Origin of the sequence: uncultured Campylobacter sp. (genome assembly GCF_938045535.1) — a bacterium.
Lineage (GTDB): Bacteria > Campylobacterota > Campylobacteria > Campylobacterales > Campylobacteraceae > Campylobacter_B.
Window position 1 is genome coordinate 20144 of sequence record NZ_CALIMQ010000004.1, and the last position, 15452, is coordinate 35595.

20 protein-coding genes and 1 tRNA gene are annotated in these 15452 nt (G+C 49.5%); 18 read left to right on the forward strand and 3 right to left on the reverse strand.

The features are described from left to right. Positions 1–14 precede the first annotated feature (14 nt). Positions 15–887 (reverse strand): neutral zinc metallopeptidase, encoded by an 873-nt coding sequence (locus Q0095_RS00185; RefSeq protein ID WP_297880258.1) that lies wholly within the window; start codon positions 885–887, stop codon positions 15–17. A 189-nt stretch (positions 888–1076) separates the two neighbouring features. Here Q0095_RS00185 and infA point away from each other — a divergent pair, with 189 nt between their 5' ends. From infA to Q0095_RS00275, 18 genes are all read left to right on the forward strand, one after another. Further along, the gene (infA, locus tag Q0095_RS00190) at positions 1077–1295 is read left to right on the forward strand and encodes a translation initiation factor IF-1 (protein ID WP_005869854.1); all 219 of its coding nucleotides are present in this window, start codon (positions 1077–1079) and stop codon (positions 1293–1295) included. Between the two features lie 172 nt (positions 1296–1467). Continuing rightward, a complete protein-coding gene (gene rpmJ, locus Q0095_RS00195) occupies positions 1468–1581 on the forward strand; it encodes a 50S ribosomal protein L36 (protein ID WP_005869855.1) in 114 nt (37 codons plus the stop codon). Between the two features lie 3 nt (positions 1582–1584). Then, positions 1585–1953 carry a 30S ribosomal protein S13 gene (gene rpsM, locus Q0095_RS00200; protein ID WP_005869856.1) on the forward strand — a complete coding sequence of 123 codons (369 nt, stop codon included), beginning with the start codon at positions 1585–1587 and terminating at the stop codon, positions 1951–1953. Positions 1954–1963: 10 nt separating this feature from the next. Continuing rightward, entirely contained in the window at positions 1964–2356 is a 393-nt protein-coding gene (gene rpsK, locus Q0095_RS00205; protein ID WP_177387174.1) for a 30S ribosomal protein S11, read from the forward strand. 18 nt (positions 2357–2374) lie between these two features. After that, on the forward strand, positions 2375–3001 hold the full coding sequence (gene rpsD, locus Q0095_RS00210; protein WP_005869858.1) for a 30S ribosomal protein S4: 627 nt from the start codon (positions 2375–2377) through the stop codon (positions 2999–3001). A gap of 11 nt (positions 3002–3012) precedes the next feature. Further along, positions 3013–4038: a DNA-directed RNA polymerase subunit alpha gene (locus Q0095_RS00215; protein ID WP_177387178.1), complete on the forward strand. Its 1026-nt coding sequence runs from the start codon at positions 3013–3015 to the stop codon at positions 4036–4038. After that, positions 4039–4395 carry a 50S ribosomal protein L17 gene (rplQ, locus tag Q0095_RS00220; RefSeq protein ID WP_297880262.1) on the forward strand — a complete coding sequence of 119 codons (357 nt, stop codon included), beginning with the start codon at positions 4039–4041 and terminating at the stop codon, positions 4393–4395. Between the two features lie 30 nt (positions 4396–4425). Next, entirely contained in the window at positions 4426–4986 is a 561-nt protein-coding gene (locus tag Q0095_RS00225) for a L,D-transpeptidase family protein (RefSeq protein ID WP_297880264.1), read from the forward strand. Between the two features lie 514 nt (positions 4987–5500). Further along, positions 5501–5767, forward strand: coding sequence for a NifU family protein (locus Q0095_RS00230; protein WP_297880266.1), 267 nt, complete (start codon positions 5501–5503; stop codon positions 5765–5767). Beyond that, a complete protein-coding gene (locus Q0095_RS00235; protein ID WP_297880268.1) occupies positions 5757–6305 on the forward strand; it encodes a histidine kinase in 549 nt (182 codons plus the stop codon). The genes Q0095_RS00230 and Q0095_RS00235 overlap by 11 nt, the downstream gene beginning before the upstream one ends. Continuing rightward, on the forward strand, positions 6283–7593 hold the full coding sequence (locus Q0095_RS00240) for a UDP-N-acetylmuramoyl-L-alanyl-D-glutamate--2,6-diaminopimelate ligase (RefSeq protein ID WP_297880271.1): 1311 nt from the start codon (positions 6283–6285) through the stop codon (positions 7591–7593). Before Q0095_RS00235 ends, Q0095_RS00240 begins: the two co-directional genes overlap by 23 nt. A 16-nt stretch (positions 7594–7609) precedes the next feature. Beyond that, positions 7610–7957: an aspartate 1-decarboxylase gene (panD, locus tag Q0095_RS00245; RefSeq protein ID WP_297880273.1), complete on the forward strand. Its 348-nt coding sequence runs from the start codon at positions 7610–7612 to the stop codon at positions 7955–7957. 2 nt (positions 7958–7959) lie between these two features. Continuing rightward, the gene (locus Q0095_RS00250; protein ID WP_297880275.1) at positions 7960–8289 is read left to right on the forward strand and encodes a YbaB/EbfC family nucleoid-associated protein; all 330 of its coding nucleotides are present in this window, start codon (positions 7960–7962) and stop codon (positions 8287–8289) included. A 591-nt stretch (positions 8290–8880) separates the two neighbouring features. Next, positions 8881–9732 (forward strand): polyprenyl synthetase family protein, encoded by an 852-nt coding sequence (locus Q0095_RS00255; RefSeq protein ID WP_297880277.1) that lies wholly within the window; start codon positions 8881–8883, stop codon positions 9730–9732. A gap of 3 nt (positions 9733–9735) precedes the next feature. Beyond that, positions 9736–11664, forward strand: coding sequence for a transketolase (gene tkt, locus Q0095_RS00260; RefSeq protein ID WP_297880278.1), 1929 nt, complete (start codon positions 9736–9738; stop codon positions 11662–11664). 116 nt (positions 11665–11780) lie between these two features. Continuing rightward, entirely contained in the window at positions 11781–12104 is a 324-nt protein-coding gene (locus Q0095_RS00265; protein ID WP_297880286.1) for a GyrI-like domain-containing protein, read from the forward strand. 294 nt (positions 12105–12398) lie between these two features. Continuing rightward, a tRNA-Ser gene (locus tag Q0095_RS00270) sits at positions 12399–12486 on the forward strand. Positions 12487–12520: 34 nt separating this feature from the next. Beyond that, complete coding sequence (locus tag Q0095_RS00275; protein ID WP_297880280.1) at positions 12521–13069, forward strand: GrpB family protein; 549 nt, start codon at positions 12521–12523, stop codon at positions 13067–13069. Positions 13070–13876: 807 nt separating this feature from the next. On the opposite strand, the gene Q0095_RS00280 is transcribed toward Q0095_RS00275, so the two are convergent. Both Q0095_RS00280 and Q0095_RS00285 read right to left on the reverse strand, forming a co-directional pair. Further along, positions 13877–14962 carry a threonine synthase gene (locus tag Q0095_RS00280; protein ID WP_297880282.1) on the reverse strand — a complete coding sequence of 362 codons (1086 nt, stop codon included), beginning with the start codon at positions 14960–14962 and terminating at the stop codon, positions 13877–13879. A gap of 8 nt (positions 14963–14970) precedes the next feature. Then, entirely contained in the window at positions 14971–15357 is a 387-nt protein-coding gene (locus Q0095_RS00285; RefSeq protein WP_297880284.1) for a RidA family protein, read from the reverse strand. Positions 15358–15452 lie beyond the last annotated feature (95 nt).

Sequence of the window (15452 nt, forward strand, 5' to 3'; positions counted from 1 at the left end):
TCAAAGCCCACTCCTTACGGCTCAAACGAGCAGGCTTTTAGGTTTCCGCCCGTTAAGCCCTTTTTAAACCACTCTTTGCGCTGTGCCGAGGTGCCGTGCGTGAAGGAATCAGGCACGACGCGACCGCTAAATTTGCGTTGCAACGTATCGTCGCCGATCGCGCTGGCGGCATTTAGCGCCTCGTCGATGTCGCCTGCCTCCAGCACGCGCCCTGCTTTTGCGAGATAGTGCGCCCAGACCCCAGCGTAGCAGTCCGCCTGTAGCTCGACTTTAACCTGAAGCGCGTTTTGCTCGGCTTCGCTGCGAGCGCGCCTTTTTAGAGCGGCGACCTGTTCCAGCGTGCCGACTAAATTTTGAACGTGATGCCCTACTTCGTGCGCGATGACGTAGGCCTGCGCGAAGTCGCCGCCCGCTTTGTATTTGTTCGCAAGCTCGTCGAAAAAACTGAGATCCAGATAAATTTTGCGGTCCCTCGGGCAATAAAAAGGTCCCGTCTGCGCGCTCGCAAAGCCGCAGCCGCTTGCTATCTGATCGCGAAAGAGCCGCAAGCCGGGCTCCTCGTAGCGCGCGCCCACGCTTTTAAATATCTCGCCCCAAACGTCCTCGGTTTGGGCTAGCACCGCCGAGACGAAGGCGAGCTTTTCTTGCTCCTGCGGGCTGTCCGTCGGCTCTCTTTGCGTGCTAGCGCCCCTGTCTAAAAGCGCCAAAGGGTTGTAGCCCATAAAATACGCCACCGCGCCGATTACGAGCACTATGCGCCCGATCTTTGAGCCGAGCAAAAACCTGATGATCGGAATCAGCATCCCAAGCGAGCCGGAGCTCGTGCGCATGCTGCTTGCGCGGTCATCCTCTACGTTCGAGCTTCGTCTGCCGTCTTGCCATTTCATGTTTTTCCTTTAAAATTTTTGAGCCATTATACTAAAATTTTAAAAAGAGCGCCGCCTCGCTTTTTCAAAAACAGTGCGCGCGTAGCGAAATAAATCTGAAATTTTGCTTATTTTAAATTTCTTTTAAGCTGTTTAAAATTTTAAATTCTATATAATCGCCCTTTTTAAATTTAAAAGAAAGGAGAATTTGTGGCAAAAGACGACGTCATAGAGATCGACGGCAACGTCATAGAAGCGCTACCGAACGCGACTTTTAAGGTTGAGCTAGACAACAAACACGTGATTTTATGTCATATCGCGGGCAAGATGCGAATGCACTACATCAAGATAATGCCCGGCGATCGCGTAAAAGTCGAGCTGACCCCTTACAGCCTCGATAAAGGCAGGATCACCTACCGCTATAAGTAAGGATAAAGTTAAATTTAGATATACTCGTGATTTTGCGACTAAACTGTAGGAAGAAGTGTTTTCAAAATCCCCACTATTTTGAAAACAGTTGGTTTGATACTTTCGCTTTTGAAATTTCATTAAACCTAGGTGCAGTTTGCATTTAAAGTGGAGAAAATTTTAGGAGAGTGGAATGAAAGTTCGTCCATCCGTTAAGAAAATGTGCGACAAATGCAAAATTGTCAAGCGCAAAGGTGTTGTTCACGTTATTTGTGAAAATCCAAAACATAAACAAAGACAAGGATAAGTTATGGCTCGTATCGCAGGTGTAGATCTACCAAAGAAAAAAAGGATTGAATACGGACTAACTTATATCTACGGTATAGGTTTATTTACGTCGAGAAAAATTCTCGATGCGGCAGGAATTTCTTACGATAAAAGAGTCGCCGATCTGAGCGAAGATGAAGCCGCCGCTATCAGAAAAGAGATCCAAGAGCACTATATGGTCGAAGGCGATCTTCGCAAACAAGTGGCTATGGATATAAAAGCGCTTATGGACTTGGGCGGCTATCGCGGCTTAAGACACAGAAAAGGCCTTCCTGTTCGCGGTCAAAAAACAAAAACGAACGCCAGAACCAGAAAAGGCAAACGCAAAACCGTCGGCGCGGCAGCTAAATAAGGATTGAGATATGGCACAAAAAAAAGTAGTTAAGAAAAAAACCGTCAGAAAAAATATCGCCAAAGGCATAGTTTACATCTCCGCTACGTTTAACAACACTATGATAACCGTAACGGATGAGATGGGTAATGCGATCGCGTGGAGCAGTGCGGGCGCTTTAAATTTTAAAGGCAGCAAAAAATCCACCCCTTATGCGGCGCAGCAAGCCGTCGAGGACGCGCTAAACAAAGCCAAAGAGCACGGCATCAAAGAGGTAGGCGTCAAGGTTCAGGGTCCGGGAAGCGGACGCGAGACCGCCGTTAAAAGCGTAGGTAGCGTAGAAGGGATTAAAGTTACATATTTCAAAGATATCACTCCTCTTGCGCACAACGGTTGCAGACCGCCTAAACGACGTCGCGTGTAATTATAAAAGGAGAAATTTATGGCTAGATATACAGGACCGGTTGAAAAATTAGAAAGAAGGCTCGGCGTCGATCTATTTATGAAAGGCGAAAGAAGGCTTGCGGGCAAGAGCGCGCTTTTAAAACGCCCTTACGCTCCGGGTCAGCACGGACAAAGACGCGCTAAACTAAGCGAATACGGCTCACAGCTTCGCGAGAAACAAAAGGCTAAATTTATGTACGGCGTAAGCGAGAAGCAGTTCCGCAGGCTATTTGCCGAAGCGGCTCGTAGAGAGGGTAACACTGGAGCGATCTTAGTTCAGCTTTTAGAGCAGAGGCTAGATAACGTCGTTTACCGCATGGGATTTGCTACGACTAGACGCTTTGCGCGCCAGCTCGTTACGCACGGACACATTTTAGTAGACGGCAAGCGCGTCGATATCCCTTCATACAGCGTCCGCGCAGGACAAAAGATCGAAGTGATCGAAAAGAGCAAAAATAACCCGCAAATTTCAAGAGCGCTGGATCTTACGGCACAGACCGGCATCGTAGCGTGGGTAGACGTAGAAAAAGAGAAAAGATACGGAATTTTTTCTAGAGTTCCGGAGAGAGAAGAAGTTGTTATTCCTGTAGAGGAAAGATTTATCGTAGAGCTTTACTCGAAATAGTAGGTGCTAATATGAGAAAAATCACAACATCAGCTCATATGCCAACTGAAATAAAGGTTGAGAATGTCAGCGAAAATGTTGCTAAAATCATAGCATATCCCTTTGAAACGGGATATGCCGTCACTCTAGCTCATCCTTTACGAAGGTTACTTTATACGAGCACGGTCGGTTTTGCGCCGACTGCGGTTAAAATCGAAGGCGTAAGCCACGAATTCGACAGCATGCGCGGCATGCTCGAGGATATGGCGGCTTTTATCATAAATTTAAAGGGCTTAAGGTTTAAAATCAAGGGCGATTCCCTACGCGAGGTCGTAGAATACAGCTTCAAAGGGCCTAAAGAAATTTACGGCAGCGACCTAAACAACGACGCCGTAGAGATCGTAAATCCAAGCGCTTATCTAGCTACGATAAACGAGGATGCCGATCTTAAATTTACGCTCATCATCGAAAAGGGTATCGGCTACGTCCCAAGCGAAGAGATCAGAGAAAATTTAGACGCTGATTTTATCGCGCTGGATGCGTTTTTTACCCCGGTAACCAAAGCTGTTTACGATATCGAAAACGTATTCGTAGAGGATAATCCCGACTACGAAAAGGTGGTCTTTACGATCACTACCGACGGCCAGATCAGCGCGATAGATGCGTTTAAAAACGCGCTTGAAGCGATGTATCAGCAGCTGGCGGTTTTCAAAGGCATCGTAAATATCAGCGCTGCGGATACTTTCGGTAGAGCGATTCCTGCAAATTCCGAGTTTGCAAAGCTTTTTGAGAGCGTTAGCAATCTAAGCCTAAGCGCGCGAAGCTTTAACTGCCTGGATCGCGCGGATATTAGATTTATCGGCGAGCTAGCGATTATGGAAGAGAGCGAGCTTAAAGACCTTAAAAATTTAGGTAAAAAATCGCTCGAGGAAATCAAAGCCGTTATGGAGGAGATAGGTTATCCTATCGGCAACCAAGAGCTCGGCGATAAAAAAGAGCAGCTAAAACGCAAGCTTGACGAGCTGAAGGCTCAAAGACAAAAGAATGAAGGACAATAAATGAGACATAATCACGGATATAGGAAGCTAGGGCGCACTTCGTCTCACCGTGCTGCCCTGCTTAAAAATTTAACCATCGCTTTAGTTACTAGCGGCAAGATCGAAACTACGCTTCCTAAGGCAAAAGAGCTAAGAAGCTATGCCGAGAAGCTAATAACTCGCGCGCGCAAGGGCGACAGCGAGGCGCATAGATTTGTTTTCGCGGCGCTTCAGGATAAGGTTGCGACAAATAAGCTAGTCACCGAGATCGCTCCAAAATACGCGGGCGTAAACGGCGGCTACACTCGCATCATCAAAACCCGCCTTCGCAAGGGGGACGCCGCAGAGATGGCTTATATTGAGCTAATCAGCAAATAAAATTTCGGGATCGCTCCCGAAATTTCTTCTATGAAATTTAAAATTTTACTCCCGCTTATTATCATCGCTGCGGGTCTAGCGTGGGCATTGGACAATTATCTTAGCTATAAAAATATCGAAACGATCAACTCCGAAATTCCGCTAAAGCAAGCATTGGACGGCGAGCAAATTTCTAAAATCCGCGTCTATAAATCCAAACGAATTCTTGAAATTTTAACTTCAAAAGGCATCGCAAAAAGCTATAAAATCGCCCTCGGACGCGAGCCAGAAGGACACAAAGAAGTTCAAGGCGACGGCAAAACCCCGGAGGGCAACTACACCATAAACGGCAAAAATCCAAACTCGGCGTATCATCTAAATTTAGGCATCTCCTATCCGAATAAAGCCGACGTAGCACACGCAAAATCCCTCGGCAAGAGCGCAGGTGGCGATATCAAAATCCACGGGCTACCGAACAAATTTAGCTACCTAGGGCAGAGTATCGCGGCGTTCGGCGACTGGACGGAGGGCTGCATAGCGCTCGTCAATGACGATATGGACGAGCTTTTTGAACACGTGAAAATCGGCACGCCGATAGAAATTTTGCCGTGACTGCACGCGCCTGCGCTAAAATTTCACAGCCGCGATCGATATAAAATGTAGCGTAAATTTCATCTGCGAGCTTTAAAATAATATTCGCCGCCCAATCTTTCATATCCCGCAAAATTTACGATTAAGATCGAAATCTATTTTTTATAAAAATTTAATCGTATCGGCGCTTATTCTAATTAAATTTAGAGAGTTCCGCTTTAAATTTTACCTACCGCTCAAGCAAAATTCCTTTTCAAATTTAGCCCTCGGTCTGGCTGAAATTTCATCCCAAATTTATAGCGCAAATAGTCTAAATTTAAATATACGCAAGCCAGATGATTTGCGCGTACTTCGCCATTGCGAATCGATAAAATTTTAAAATCGCGGCTCGCCGTTCGCGCCGTATAAAATTCTTTGCGAGCCATTACGCAAAATCCGCGCCCTCGCGCAAAATTTCAGATTAAATTTCATCCCCGATAAGCCTTTTTTTATCGCTTTTGGATATAATGCGCCAAAACTAAAATAAGGAATTTTAATGATACCATTTACAGACGAAGAGCTTCTAGCCCCGGTACAAGGCAGCTTGGAGCTAATCCGACCGATGCTGCAAAACGACGGCGGCGATATGAAACTTTTAGGCATAAAAGACGGCATCGTCTATGTCCGCCTTACCGGGCATTGCCACGGCTGCGCCGCAAGTGCGCAGACCCTAAAATACGGCGTCGAGCGCCAGCTTCGCATGGATATTCACCCCGAGCTTAGCGTCGTAAACATCCCCGAAGGCGAAGAGTTTGAATTATAAAAAGCTGGGGCTAAAAGCCTTTTCGCGCGGAGAATTTGAGCTTGCGAAGCTGTATTTTTCGCTCGCCTACGAAAAAAGCGGCGAGGAGGAAATTCTATTTTTGCTTGAGCTTTGCCAGACCGCGCTGGCAGACCGCGAAGAAGCGCTTATGCTCTTTGATTTTTATAACCTCAGCCCCAAAACCCAGACTGCGGAGCTTTTTAAAATTTTAAACTCCATCAACGAAAAGATCGCGAATGAAGCGGCTTCCGAGCCCGGCGCCGAGGATGAGATCGCCGTTATCGCGTATGCCGATTTTATGCGCGCGGTAGGCCAAAGAGGCTTTAAAGACGCCTTCGAATCGATCATTTTTTCCTCCAAAATCGCCATTTCGGACAAAAGCGAGATGATAGAATTTTTAGAAAATTTGATAGAAAACGGCTACTACGAGATGGGGCTTAATTACGTCGAGAGCTCGGCCGCCGCATACGCAGGCGATGAGCGCTTCGAAGCGTTGATGCAAAAAATCAAAAATCATGAAAATACGACTCGAAAATAGCTTTATCACCGACAACTCCGCCGAGTGCGAGGCAGGCTGCTTTTTTATGCGCACGGACGCGAACGCTAAATTCCAAGCCGAAGCGGCGCAAAAAAGTGCGCAGATCATCTCTATCGCGCAAGCAAAGGAGCTTTTAAAGATCGATCCACGTATCAAAATCGTAGGCATCACCGGTACGAACGGCAAAACGACGACCGCGGCGGCGATCTACTCGACGCTGCTGGATCTGGGCTTTAGCTGCGGTCTAAGCGGCACGCGCGGCGCCTTTATAAACGAGTGCAGGATCGATGAGAAGGGGCTTACGACGAGCTCAGTTTTTAAGACGATGAGCTATCTTTACGAAGCTAGCAAGCAGAGCTGCAAGTATTTCGTCATGGAGGTTAGCTCGCACGCAATCGCGCAAAATCGCATCGAAGGATTAGAATTTACGCTTAAAATTTTTACGAATTTAAGTCAAGACCATCTCGATTATCACGGCAGCATGCAAGAATACGCCGCGGTCAAGAGCTCGTTTTTCGCAGACGACGCTCCCAAGCTCATAAACGCCGACGACGAACATATTAAATTTAACTCTGCAAACGCCCTTACCTACGGCATCAAAAACGCCGCGAGCTTCGGCGTGAGCGGATACGGGCTAAAGGGCGGCATCGACGCGCTCGTGCGTACTCCAAACGGCGATAATGCTCAACTTCAAAGCGATCTCATCGGCGAATTTAATCTCTACAACCTTACCGCGGCGTTTGCGGCGGTTAAAATTCTAACCAAGCTGCCGAACGAAAAGATCGCAAAAGCCCTGGCAAACTTCGGCGGCGTCGAGGGTCGCGTACAGATCGTAAATAAAAATCCGCTTGTAATCGTCGATTTTGCTCATACCCCGGACGGCATCGAAAAGGTGCTAAACGCGCTACGCGCAAGCGGCGAGATTATCGCGGTTTTCGGCGCAGGAGGCGATCGCGACCACGGCAAGCGTCCGAAAATGGGCGCCATCGCCGAGCACTTTGCTAAATTTTGCATCGTTACGAGCGATAATCCGCGCAGCGAGGATCCGGACGAAATCATTGATCAAATTTGCGCCGGTATGCGCCGAAAGGATAAAATTTTAAAGATCACGGATCGCAAGGAGGCGATCGCGCGCGCACTAGATCTTGCCAAAAACGGCGAGATGATCGCTATTTTGGGCAAGGGCGACGAGACCTACCAGGAGATCAAGGGCGTGAAGCATCCTTTCAACGACAAGCAGGTCGTGAGTGAGCTCGTCGCGGCGCGAGGCGAGTCAAATTTAGACTAAATTTAAAGGACGGCCGATGAAAATCGAAATTTTATCAAGCAAAATCCACCGCGCGCGCGTGACGGACGCCAACCTAAACTACGTGGGCTCCATTACGATCGGACCCGAGCTCATCGAGGCTGCGGGGCTTTGCGAATACCAAAAAGTCGAAATACTAAACGTCAATAACGGCGAGCGCTTCGCTACATACGTGATCCGCGGTGAGAAAAAGGGCGAGATCTGCCTAAACGGCGCAGCTGCGCGCAAAGTCTGCGTCGGCGACGTCGTCATCATCGTGGCCTACGCTCAGATGAGCGCCAAAAAAGCGAAAAATTTCGAGCCAAAAATCGTGCAGGTAAACGAAAAAAACGAAATAACGGAGTAAAGATGTTTGAAGGAATGGATTTTTCGAAAATGGGGCAGATGCTCGATCAGATGCAGGCCAAGGCTAAGCAGATCGAGGAGGAGAATGCGCGCAAGGAATTTACCGTAAAATCGGGCGCGGGCATGGTCGCCATCAGGCTAAACGGCGCGGGCGAGGTGCTCGATCTAAGCATCGACGACAGCCTTTTTAACGACAAAGAGAGCTTGCAGATCCTGCTAATCTCGGCGATAGGCGACGCGATAAAACTTGTCGAAAACGAAAAGAAAGGCGCCGCAGCGTCCATGCTAGGAGGGCTCGGCGGATTGGGTGATCTGCTTGGCAATAAGGGCTAAGCGTAGTTCAAAAATGGTGAAAATAGGCTTTTTAGAGAGGGCGACTACTTCCCGCCTAGCGAGCGGTTTGGATTCTACGGAGCGAGCGGCTTCTACAGCGAACTAAATGAAGCCCGATTTTATAAGGCGGCGTTAAATTTAGATTTTGTGGCGATACGGTTTGCATAAAGCACGGCTCGCTTGATTTGACGCGAGGTTATTAAATTTTAACCTTAGCAAATCAGTCAAATTTAACGGGCGGCACGAGGGCAAATTCTAAAATTTCGGCGAGCTGCTACGCTGCAGCGCAAAGTAAAATTTAACTCGCACGGCTTAAATGCAAAGCGGGCGAGCCGTTGCGCGACATCCGCGAGCAAATCGAGCGTAAGATGCGGCTAAAAAAAGCGGAGCATCCTTCGCCTCGCGCACTGCGTAAAGCTAGGGAAATTAAAATTTAAAATTTTAAGCGGCATGATTACTTCTACGCGACGTACAAACGGCTTGCGACAGCAAAGTCTAAGCTGCGCGACGAAAAGGCATTCGAAGGGCGCGAATTTGCATTCGTCAAGGGCGCGCCCAAGCAGAGCAAATCAAAACCGCAAGGTAGGATCGATGGATATTTTAGAAAAATTTAAAGACTACTTGAAGCACAACGAGCTGAAGGCGCCGAGCTTTCATCCGTACTTCGAGGAGGCACTCAATTACATGCTGCAAGCGGGCGGCAAGCACTTTCGCGCGCAGCTGCTGCTAGGCGTCGTCTCGACGGTGGATGAGCGGCGCTTTGAGGGCGCGCTGGCGATCGCGATGGCGCTTGAGATGATCCACACCTACTCGCTCATACACGACGATCTGCCCGCGATGGACGATGCGGATCTGCGTCGCGGGCGGCCAAGCCTGCATAAAAAATACGACGAGGTCACAGCGATTTTGGTGGGCGACGCGCTAAATACCGACGCGTTTTTGATCGCCGCGAGCGCGAACCTAAGCGACGAGATTAAGATAAAATGTATTAAAACTCTAGCGCGAAACGCAGGCAGTAGCGGCATGGTGCTCGGTCAGGCGATCGATTGCCGTTTTGAAAACAGCCCACTAAAACAAAGCGAGCTTGAGTTTTTGCATCTGCACAAAACGGGCGCGCTCATCGCCGCAGCGTTTGAGCTAGGCGCCATAATCGGCGGGTTAAAGGATGAGCTTTCGCATGAGCTTTATAAGATCGGGCTGAAGCTAGGTCTCATATTTCAGATCGAGGATGATATCATCGACGCCACGGGCGACGAGGCAAGCGCAGGCAAACCCGTAGGGGCGGACGGCGCGAAAAATTCCTTCGTAAATTTACTAGGTCTTGCGGGCGCTAGAAGCTACAAGCAGCGCCTAATAGACGAGGTAAGCGGCGCGATGAGCGGCTATGACGAAAGCCTACGCGATTTGGTTTTAAATTTGATAGAAAAATACCTGAAAGGATGAAAAATGTCGAGCGAGCAGCTAAGTAAAATTTCAAACACGATCAAATTTCTAAGCGCGGATATGATCCAAAGCGCTAACTCGGGCCATCCCGGCACGCCGATGGGGCTAAGCGACGTAATGAGCGTCTTTATGAGCAAGGTCCGCCACAATCCCAAAAATCCCGCGTGGCTGAACCGCGACCGCGTCGTATTCTCAGGCGGGCACGCAAGCGCGCTGGTGTATAGTTACCTCTACCTTAGCGGATATGATTTGAGCATGGACGATCTCAAAAGCTTCAGGCGCCTGCACTCCAAAACCCCGGGCCACCCGGAGATCACTACCCCGGGCGTCGAGATCGCTACCGGACCGCTCGGACAGGGCGTCGCAAACGCAGTCGGATTTGCGATGGCCGCAAAATACGCCGCATATCTGCTCAACGAGGAGGGCAACGAGATCATCGATCACCGCGTCTATTGCTTCTGCGGCGACGGCGATCTGCAGGAGGGCATCAGCTACGAAGCGTGCGCGCTTGCGGGCAGACACAACCTCGACAATCTTACGATAATTTATGATTCTAACGGCATCACGATCGACGGTAGCACCGATATCGCATGGTTTGAGGACGTAAAGGTGCGATTTGAAGCGCAAGGCTTCGAGGTCGCGCGCATCGACGGGCATAATTTCGATCAGATAGAATTCGTCCTTGACGAGGTCAAAAACAAAACCAAACCCTACCTCATCATCGCAAACACCACGATCGGCAAGGGCGCACTAGAGCTTGAGGGCAGGGCTAAGACGCACGGCGCTCCGCTTGGAGAGGAGCTGCTTGCGCGCGCTAAGCAAAGTCTAGGCTTTGATCCCGCCCAAAGCTTCGTCGTAAGCGAGGACGTGCTTTTTGAAACGCGCGCTGCAGTCGAAAAGGGCGATTTGGAAGAGCGGCTTTGGAAGGAGAAGCTCGCAAAGCTAAGCGATGAAAAAAGAGCGCTTCTAAACGAGCTTTTAAATCCCGATTTTAGCAAGATAGAATTTCCCGATTTTAGCGGGCTTAAGGTCGCTACGCGCGATAGCAACGGTAAAATTTTAAACGCTATCGCAAACGCAGTGCCCGGCTTTTTAGGCGGAAGCGCCGATTTGGCGGCGTCTAATAAGACCGAGCTAAAAGGCGGTGGCGACTTTCCGTGCGGCAAAAATTTACACTTCGGCATCCGCGAGCACGCGATGGCGGCGATCGGCAACGCCTTTGCTAGATACGGGCTTTTCATCCCGTTCAGCGCGACGTTTTTTATCTTTAGCGACTATCTAAAAACGGGCGCGCGACTCGCGGCGCTGATGGGCTTGCGCCACTATTTCGTCTTCACGCACGACAGCATCGGCGTGGGCGAGGACGGGCCGACGCACGAGCCTATCGAGCAGCTTAGCACCTTCCGCGCAATGCCCGGCTTCTACACCTTCCGCCCCGCAGACGGTAACGAAAACGTAAAATGCTGGCGCGCGGCGCTCACTCTAAATGCCCCCGCGGCGTTCGTCTGCTCGCGCCAAGGGCTTGAGCCGCTGCCTAAGGCGGTTTTGGGCGACGTGCAAAACGGCGCGTATCTGCTAAGGCAGAGCAAAGAGGCGCAGATCACGCTCATCGCAAGCGGCAGCGAAGTCTCGCTCTGCCTAAAAGCGGCGGCGATCCTACAAGAGCAAGGCATCGGCGCAAACGTCGTAAGCGCGCCGTGCTTCGAGCTTTTGTGCGAGCAGGATGCTGATTATCTGACGCAAATCCTAGAGCCGCAAACTAAAATTTTAGCCGTCGAGGCTGCAAGCGCGCTTGAATGGTATAAATTTGCAGACGCGGTACACGGCATGCAAAGCTTCGGCGAGAGCGGCAACGCGAGCGAGCTGTTTAAGCTTTTCGGCTTCACCGACGTCGCGATCGCAAAAGAAGCAAGGGGGCTTTTAGAGCAGTAGCGGAAAGGGTAAAATTTGAGCGAAAAAATCAAAATTTCGTATTTAGACGGATTTATAAAATTTATGGGTTAAAAGCCCGCACGAAAAATGCGGACGAGCTAGGCGGGAGTGGTAAAATTCCCGCGCTGTGGGCGAAATTTATGAAAGAGTGCTATGACGGGCAGAGCGAGATTTACGGCATCTATTACGATTACGAAAACGGCGCCGACGGACTTTACGATATCTTTATCGGCACCAAAGCGCCCCGCAGCGACGAAGCCTTGGAGATCAAAAGCGGCAAATACGCCGTTTTTAGTTTCCCAAATGAGCCGCAAAACGTAGCAAAATTTTGGAGCAAAATTTGGAGCTTTTTTGAGGTGGGCGAACTAAAAAGAGCGTTTGGAACGGATTTTGAATTTTACGGCGGAGACGAGATCAAAATTTTTATCTCGGTTTTGTAGGGCGGCGCATGAAATTTATAAACGGCGAGTGATTTTTCGCCGCCGCGACGATATGCTTTTGCGTAAAATTTCATCCATAAAGCGGTAAAATTCCGTGCCCAAAACTATGCGCGAAAGCAAATTTTATGCCCAAAGCCGCGCCGGGTCGTACCTTAAGCCATAGATTTAAAACGAAATCTAAATTTGCGCCGTTAAATTTCAACCCCCGCCCGCAAAATCAGGCAAAATTTCGCGCGGAATTTCATTTTTAAATCTGTTATTAAGCCATTTTTGGCTTAAATTACATTTTCATTCGGGTAGATGTCCGAGCGGTCGAAGGAGCGCGCCTCGAAAGCGCGTAAGGCGTCAGCCTTCTGGGGTTCGAATCCCTATCTACCCGCCATTCATTCGAATTTCACCCAACACTCGGGAGCTAGATGAGCAATAAACTCCTTTCAATGAGCCTGCAAGAGCTGTGGCGGCTCTTTCCGATACGTCTCGTGCCGCACGATCCGCGCTGGGGCGAATACTTTAGGCAGGAGCGCGAAATTCTGCGCGACCTGCTGCAAGATCATGGCGAGATCAAGATCCACCATATCGGCAGCACCGCGGTAAGCGGGATCTGTGCGAAGCCGATCGTAGATATTTTGATCGAGTGCTCGGATATTGCCGCCGCCAAGCAGCGCCTGATAGAGGCGGGCTATCTGCTAATGAACGAAAGCGAGAGCCGCTGCAGCCTAAATAAGGGCTACACCGAAGCGGGGTTTGCCGAGCGCGTTTTTCATGTGCATCTGCGAAATTTCGGCGATACAGATGAGACATTTTTTAGAGATTTTTTGCGGGCGAATGCGGATATCGCCGCGCAGTACGAGGCGCTTAAATTAGAGCTTTGCAAGCGCTTCGAGTTCGACCGCGACGCCTATACTGCGGCGAAAAGCGAATTTGTGCTTAAATTTACGCGCATCGCTAAAGAAAATTCGAAATAACCATGCAAATTTATCATCTGTGCAAGAAGTCTCTTGCGCAGAATTTTTATTAAGAATTTGGCGTTTAAAATGGTTTCGGATCATACCGCGCATGGGGCTTTCACGTAGAATTTTAATCGCGGCTTGGAATTTTATCGCGTATCTTTTCACTTCATTTAAGCCGGTACGGCATCGATTTGGTTTTACTTTCCTTAATTTTATCGCGCGCCTCCGCGCCCCTGCGTCCTTCAAAATTCCATACCTGCAATCGATTTGAGCACTTGTATATCGCGCTGCTAGAAGCTAGGCCATGGAAAAGTTGAGTTCTATCACTAGCGTATATCCTTCTCTGAGGTCTGCGCACAGATCGCGCTATCTGACAGGCGTATCAAATCATCTATAAAATGGCTGCTCTTTGCCGCGGCTGTCGTAAAATTTCGCCGCCGATATGTATCGCCAAGAGCGATAAAAATGGCTAAATTTTATAAACGAAACGGGCGGATAGCGCCGCACCTTACAGGCTAATTTCTATAAATTTTGACCGTAATTTCAAATTTAAGAGGCGGCCGTCCAGCTATCGACAGATAAAATTTTACAAATCCAGCTAGCGGCAAAGTCGTCCATAAAATGCGCCGTATCATTGCATCACACCAAGGCTAAGGCTCATACCCGCGCTTCTATGCAAATTTAAATTTAAAAGCCTATGCGCCGCAAATTTTAAATATCTCGCTAAAACATCGGCTCATATACTCGCTAAATTTAAAGCTGCAAAATTTTAAATTCCTCGCCGCTAACCAGCCGCGTAAATTCCACGCCGAGCGCTTAAATTTAATGATCGCTCTTTAGCCCCGCGCCGCAAAGCGGGATGATGCTATCTCCTTGCAGATCGCAGCTTTCTTTGTAGCGCAGATATGCCGCGTAGGTAGCCGCGGTCGTGTGCTCGACGTAAAATCCGCCGCGCGCAAGAGCCGCTCTAGCAGGCAGTATGTCGCTCTCGCTCGCTAAGATCACCTCGCGCTCGCCCGCGTAGCTAGAGCCGAGAATTTCGCCCGCACGCATCGGTCTTGCAATCGCGATGCCCTCCGCCAGCGTCGGCTGCGGTTCTATCATACGCGCCGCACCTTTAGCGTCAAAAAGCGGAGCGCAACGCTCGCCCTGAACGATGAAAATTTTTGGCAGCGCCTCGATAAGACCGCCCTCATATAGCTCGCCCAGCGCCGCTTGAGCGCCCAGCAGCAGCGTACCGTTGCCCACGGGGATGAAGATATTGCGCGGCACCCTGCCCAGCTGCTCGTAGATCTCATAAACGTAGCTCTTCGTGCCCTCGTAAAAGATCGGATTATAAACGTGGTTAGCGTAATAAATTTGATCATCCGCGGCCTTTTTGCGGCACGCATCCGCCGTTTCGTCGCGGCTGCCGTCAGACACCGTGACGTGCGCGCCGTGGCTTTTAATCATATCGATCTTTTTAGGCGACGTGCCCTTCGGAACGTAAATTTCGCACTCGATGCCCGCGCGAGCGCAGTACGCCGCCACGGCATTGCCCGCGTTGCCGCTGGAGTCTTGCAGGACTTTTTTTACGCCGATATTTTTGGCGTGCAGCACCAAAACCGCCGCGCCGCGGTCTTTGAACGAAAGCGTAGGCATCGCGTAATCGAGCTTGAGGTAAAGTTCTTCGCCGAATTTCACGCTCGCCGTAAGCCCCTCGCCCATCGAAATTTCTCTAAATTTAGCCGTGTCGATACCCATAAACCTGCGGTATCTAAAGATGTTAAACTCGCTTTGATCTACGAGCGCAGGGTTAAATTTGAGCGCATCGGAGTTTAGCTTATACAGCCCGCCGCAGCCGCATTTATAGCTCAAAGTATCGATGGCCGCGTGCTTACCGCAGCCCGTGCAGATGAAATCGCTCATTTTCGCTCCTATTTTCTTTCTTTGATTTTTGCGACGGCCTCGATCTCTACGAGGCAACCGAAGTGTAGAGCCGTAGTCGGCACCACGACGCGAGCGGGCTTGTGCGCGCCGAAAAACAGCGCATACTGCTCGTCGATCACGTCCCAGTTCGCGACATCGGGTGTATAGACGCGGCACATCCGCACGTCGCCTTTATCCGCACCTGCGGCGGCGAGCACTGCCGCAACGTTGCTTAGAGCCTGCGCGGTTTGCTCAGCAAGACCCTCCGGGATGGCTTCCGTGTGCGGATCCACGCTTAGCTGCCCCGAGACATAGAGCGTACCGTCGTCATCTAGGATGCCCGGCGCATAATGCGCCTTTTTCGGCGCGAAGCCAGTTGGATAAATCTCTTTCATTTAAGCTCCTTTGCATATAAAATTTTATATAATTTTACTCTAAATTTATTAAAAATATATAACTATTTCTATAAATTCGCAAAAATTTTAAAATT